Below are 5093 nucleotides of genomic sequence, written 5' to 3'. Positions count from 1 at the left end.
ACCCTGGAACCGCCGACGCCGACGAGGATGATGAGCGGTGAGCCAGCCTGCCGTGCGGTCCGGGCTTCCGCCCGCGAAGGGCCCGGAATGGACCGATCGTTCGCTGTTCCTGGCCCATCACAGCGTCCGGGACCGGTCCATCGCCGAAAACCTATGGCTCGCCGACCGACCGTGGTCCAGCCGACGAGTCGAGAACAGGAGGCTCAGCGGGCCAGCAGCTCCTGGATCGCCGCCGCGATCTCGTCGGGTGCCTCCTCGGCCATGAAGTGCCCCGCTCGGGTCAACCGGTGGTCCAGGTCCGGCGCCCACGCCTTCCACACCCCGGCAGCGTCGTAGCTCAGCTGCGCGCCCCAGTCCTGCTGGACGACCGTCACGGGCATGGCCAGCTGCGACCCGGCGTCCAGGTCCGCTTGGTCGTGCACAACGTCGATGCCCGCCGAGGCCCGGTAGTCGGCGACGATCGACGTCACCGCCGCGGCGCTCGCCCGCAGGTACTCGGCACGCACCTCCTGCGGCATGGCGGTCGGGTCGTTGGCCCAGGCGTCGAGGAACGAGCCGAAGAACGCGTCCGCACTATTGGCGATCATCGCCTCCGGCAAGCCCGGCGGCTGCGCCATGAGGAAGAGGTGGTAGCCGACCGCCGCCGAGGCGCCGTGCAGGACGTTCCACATGTCGAGCGTCGGCACGATGTCGAGGATGCCCAGGTGCGTGATGGCCTCAGGGTGGTCCAGCCCCGCCCGGAAGGCGACCAGGGCGCCCCGGTCGTGGCCGACGAGGGCAAAGCGCTCGTGGCCGAGCGCCGTCGCCAGGGTCACGATGTCGGCGGCCATGGTGCGCTTGGCGTACACATCGGGGTCGGTGGCCGCCGGCTTGTCGCTGGCGCCGTAGCCCCGCAGGTCAGGACAGATCACCGTGTGCTCGTCGGCGAGCCGCTCGGCGACGAGTCGCCACATCAGGTGGGTCTGGGGGAAACCGTGCAACAGCACGACCGGGCTGCCGCTGCCGCCGACAGCGGCAGCCAGCTCCACACCGTCCGCACCGGGCAGGCGGATGTGATTGAAGCCGGGAAGGGTGAGCGTCATGAAAGGCCATCTCTTCTGGTGGGGACTGACCGGATCAGCCTGGGCGACGGCGATCAGCAGCCGATCAGTACGGTTGGGCGCAGCCGACCCCTGGCACAGAGGATGGGGGCATGCGAATCGACGTGCTCGGTGCCGTGCGGGCCTTCCGCGACGACGGCAGCCCGGTTGACCTGGGCGGACCCCGCCATCGCGAGGTACTCGCCCGGCTCGTCGCCGCCGAGGGACGGATGGTCACCACCGACACCCTTGTCGACGACCTGTGGACCGATCCGCCGGCCCGCGCCGTGGGCGCTTTGCGTACGTTCGTCGCCGCGCTGCGCCGCGCCCTCGAACCCGACCGGCCGCCCCGCAATCCGCCGCGCGTACTGGTCACTGAAGGTCCCGGCTACGCGCTGCGCCTGCCGCGCGAGGACGTGGACGTCCATCGGTTCCAGGACACCCTGGCCCGCGCTCGGCGCGCCCCCGACGCGGTGACCGGCCTCGGCGCGGTACTCGCGGCCTGGCGCGGACCCGCCTACGCCGATGTGACCGGCTCCGCGTGGGCGCAGCGCGAGCGGACCCGACTGGAGGAGTTGAGGTTGGAGGGGGTGGAACTGCGCGCCCGCATCCTCCTCGATGCCGGGGAGGGGGCCGATCTCGTCGCCGAACTGGGTGCCCACGTCGCCGAACATCCGTGGCGCGAGCCGGCCTGGGCGCTCCTTGCCCGCGCGCTCCACCGCGCGGGCCGCCAGGCCGACGCGCTGGCCACCCTCCGCCGCGCCCGCGCGATGCTCGTTGATCAACTCGGGCTCGACCCTGGTGCCGACCTCCAGCGCCTGGAGACGGACATCCTCAACGGGTCCGTGCCCCTCGAAGGCGCACGTACCGCGTGGACCGGCCCTGGTGTCCGGCTCGGCCCGCGCACCACCGTGGATCTGGCCCGCACCCTCGCACTGGCGGGTGGCGACGCCCTCGTCCACTCGCGGCGCGACCGCCTCGCCGCCGTCCAGGCAGCGGAACGCACGGGAGACCTCTCCCTGACCGCCCGGATCATCGGCGCCTACGACGTGCCCGCCATCTGGAGCCGGGCCGACGACCCCGAGCAGTCCCGCGCCGTCGTCGCGGCTGCCGAGCGCACGCTCACCGCACTCGGCCCCGACGGCCCCGCCGACCTGGTCGCCCGCCTCCTGGCCACGGTCGCCGTCGAGAGCCGCAGCGCCGATCTGTCCGGGACCGAGCTGAAGCGCGCGCGACAGGCGGCACAGCAGGCCGAGGCGCTGGCACGGGACCTGGCCGATCCCGCCCTGCTGGCGTTCGCCCTCAACGGGGTGTTCCTGCAGTCCTTCACCCGCCCCGGGCTCGCGGCGGTACGGGACAGGACCGGCGCCGAGATCCTCGACCTGGCCACCCGGCACGAGCTGCCGAACTTCGCCGTACTCGGCCGGCTCGTCCGCCTGCAATCCGCCTCATCCCTCGGCGACCTCGACGCCGCAGCCTCGCACGCCGAGGCCGCCGAACAGCTCGCCGCCACCACCTAGGCGCCTCTCGTCTCCGTCCTCACCGGGTGGTTCCGGGCCCGGGCCACGGCCGCCCGCAGCACCGAACCCGGCGGACCGACCGCCGTCACGGCCGCAGCGCACTACCGCGCTGCCGAGGACGCCCTCCAGACGGCCGGAATGCCGGGGCTGCACCGTGGCCTGTTCCCGCTCGCTCTACTGGGGCTGCGCCTGCTGCACGACCGGCCCGCGCCCACCGATCCGCACCTCGACTGGGGCCCGTACCGACCCTGGGCGCGACCCCTCGTACTGCTCGCCCAGGACCGGGTCGAGCAGGCCCGTGCCGCCCTCGCCGCGGTGCCCGAACCACCGCCTGACCACATGCAGGAGGCACTGTGGTGCCTGACTGCCCGCGCCGCCGTACGCCTCGGCGAGCGCAGAATCGCCGCACGCGCCGAGGCTGCCCTGCGCGATGCCCATGCAGAACACGCCGGCGCCGCCAGCGGCATGCTGACCCTGGGCCCGGTGGCGCGGTATCTGGCAGAAGCGGAGGCATGCGCCGGAGCGGGGTGAGCGACAGCAATCCGCGAGCCCCGAGCTCGTGCGCGCCCGCCCCACGGCCCCAGCGTGATCAGGTCGCCAGGGCGTTCAGAGGGCGTCCATCGCCGCCGCCAGGCGGTCGGTGACGGTCCCGGCGCCGCGCGTGATGATCCAGTTCGCGAAGGTCGCCGTGGCGATCTGGGCGACAGCCCTGGTAGTCCCTGCCAGCGACCGCATCGTGGGGATCGCCGAGCGGTCCGTCCGCAAGTGATCGATATCGATGAGAACTGGGATACACCCACCGGGGCGGTTGCTGGCAGCAGCGCGCGCAGCGCATGGCGGTCCTGACCAGAACGAGGAAAGGGGCCTCACCCCGACCGGCCCGAGTCGCACGTCGTCGCGCCGTTGTACACCTCCTCGAAGGCTGCGCTGACGATGTTGACCACGCAGTACGCCAAGGGGCTCAAGGGCATCCGTGTCAACGCCGCCGACCCCGGCTACACCGCGACCGACCTCAACGGTCACAGCGGCCCCCAAACCGTCACCGAGGGAGGGTACGGACGCGATCGTTGCCCTCGCCACCGAGGAGCCCGGCGCCGGCACCGGACGCTCCCTCTCCCGCCATGGCGAGATTGCCTGGTCCTGAAACCGGCCGTGCCGAATCAGCTATTTCGGGCGACGAGGACACCACGGAGTCATTGAAGTATTCGGTGTGGCTCCAGAACGTAAATCGCGTCCTGAGCCCCCTCGGGTGTCTGGAGCACCATCTGTCCAGCAAGATGACTCCACCGGACCCGGGGCACATCACGTAGCGGATGGCGGATCCTGCCGCTGCCTCCCCTTTCGGTGAAGCGCGGCGGCGGTCCGGCGTACCGCCGCGCATGCCCGCCGCCGCGGCGGGTACGACCCCTCCCGTACGGGGGCGTTGCGGAAGAGGCTGAAGAGCGAGGGGTGTCGGAAGTGATTCGAAAGCTGCAGGCGGTCGCGCTGGACTGCGCCGATCCGGTACGGCTCGCGGAGTTCTACGCGGATCTGCTCGGCGGGCGGGTGGTCGCGGATCCGGAGGATCCCGACTGGGTCGAGGTGCACGGGTTCGAGGGGACGCCGCTGGCCTGCCAGCGGGTGGACGGCTACCGAGCGCCCGAATGGCCGGGCCAGGAGCGCCCGCAGCAGCTCCACCTGGACTTCGACGTGGACGACCTCGACGGCGAGGAGAAGCGGGCGCTCGCCCTCGGCGCGACAGTGCTGGAGCGGACGGATCAGCTCCGCCCGGGGGCCAACTGGCGGATTTACGCGGACCCGGCCGGTCATCCGTTCTGCCTCTGCCTCCACTGAGTCCACCGGGCCCATCGCAGTCACTGAGGCGTCGCGTCAGGATCGGCCGTCGGGCGGGGACTTCGGCCCCGGGTTCGATCAGCCAGGCGCAGCCCGCCGACACGGCCGGCACCAGCGCGTCGACGCGGGTGTGGTGGGTTTGCGCAGTGGGTTTGTGCAATGTGCTCCCGGCTCGAAGGACTCGCTGCTCGTGGTGGACGACAAGGACCAGCGGCACGTCCAGTTCTCCGTGGTGGAGCTGGACGGCGGCACACTGATCGGCACCGCGACGCTGTGGGGCATCGACAACCACAACCGGTCCGCGCACATCGGACTTGGGCTGCTGCCGTCCTCCCGCGGCAAGGGCTACGGCACCGACGTGGTCGCCGTGCTGTGCCACTACGGTTTCGTCGTGCGCGGCCTGCAGCGGCTGCAGATCGAGACACTGTCGGACAACGCCGCGATGCTGCGCTCCTCGGCCTGGGTGCTGGGCGAGTTCCTGGACGAGGTGCTGCTCGGGCTCCTCGTCCAGGACTGGAAGCCGGACTCGAAGGGCTAGTGTGATGCGCCAGAAATCCTGAGGGTTAATAAGTAGTCTGTTGGTATGTCGCATCCGGGTCCTTCTGCTGTGGAGATCACGCTGTCCGAGGACGAGCGTGCCGAGTTGCTGCGGCGGGCGGGA

The 5093-nt window shown here is 71.5% G+C and carries 3 protein-coding genes and 3 pseudogenes; 4 read left to right on the top strand and 2 right to left on the bottom strand.

What is annotated here, in order from left to right:
* Nucleotides 1–203 precede the first annotated feature (203 nt).
* Nucleotides 204–1082 (bottom strand): alpha/beta fold hydrolase, encoded by an 879-nt coding sequence (locus ACTWQJ_RS46125; protein WP_443312359.1) that lies wholly within the window; start codon nucleotides 1080–1082, stop codon nucleotides 204–206.
* A gap of 110 nt (nucleotides 1083–1192) precedes the next feature.
* Here ACTWQJ_RS46125 and ACTWQJ_RS46120 point away from each other — a divergent pair.
* A pseudogene (locus ACTWQJ_RS46120) lies at nucleotides 1193–3130 on the top strand (BTAD domain-containing putative transcriptional regulator).
* A gap of 75 nt (nucleotides 3131–3205) precedes the next feature.
* On the opposite strand, the gene ACTWQJ_RS46115 reads toward ACTWQJ_RS46120, so the two are convergent.
* The gene (locus ACTWQJ_RS46115; protein ID WP_443312358.1) at nucleotides 3206–3334 is read right to left on the bottom strand and encodes a hypothetical protein; all 129 of its coding nucleotides are present in this window, start codon (nucleotides 3332–3334) and stop codon (nucleotides 3206–3208) included.
* 135 nt (nucleotides 3335–3469) lie between these two features.
* Here ACTWQJ_RS46115 and ACTWQJ_RS46110 point away from each other — a divergent pair.
* The 3 genes and pseudogenes from ACTWQJ_RS46110 to ACTWQJ_RS46100 form a co-directional block, all read left to right on the top strand.
* Nucleotides 3470–3743: pseudogene (locus tag ACTWQJ_RS46110) on the top strand (SDR family NAD(P)-dependent oxidoreductase); the annotation flags it as partial.
* A 314-nt stretch (nucleotides 3744–4057) separates the two neighbouring features.
* Nucleotides 4058–4432: a VOC family protein gene (locus ACTWQJ_RS46105; RefSeq protein ID WP_385790910.1), complete on the top strand. Its 375-nt coding sequence runs from the start codon at nucleotides 4058–4060 to the stop codon at nucleotides 4430–4432.
* 166 nt (nucleotides 4433–4598) lie between these two features.
* Nucleotides 4599–4970 (top strand): annotated as a pseudogene (locus ACTWQJ_RS46100) (GNAT family N-acetyltransferase); the annotation flags it as partial.
* Between the last annotated feature and the right edge of the window lie 123 nt (nucleotides 4971–5093).

The organism is Streptomyces sp. KR55 (assembly GCF_052245645.1).
Taxonomy (GTDB): domain Bacteria; phylum Actinomycetota; class Actinomycetes; order Streptomycetales; family Streptomycetaceae; genus Streptomyces; species Streptomyces flavusporus.
Note: the sequence above shows the minus strand (reverse complement) of the source record. Positions and strands in the feature narration are given on the sequence as shown.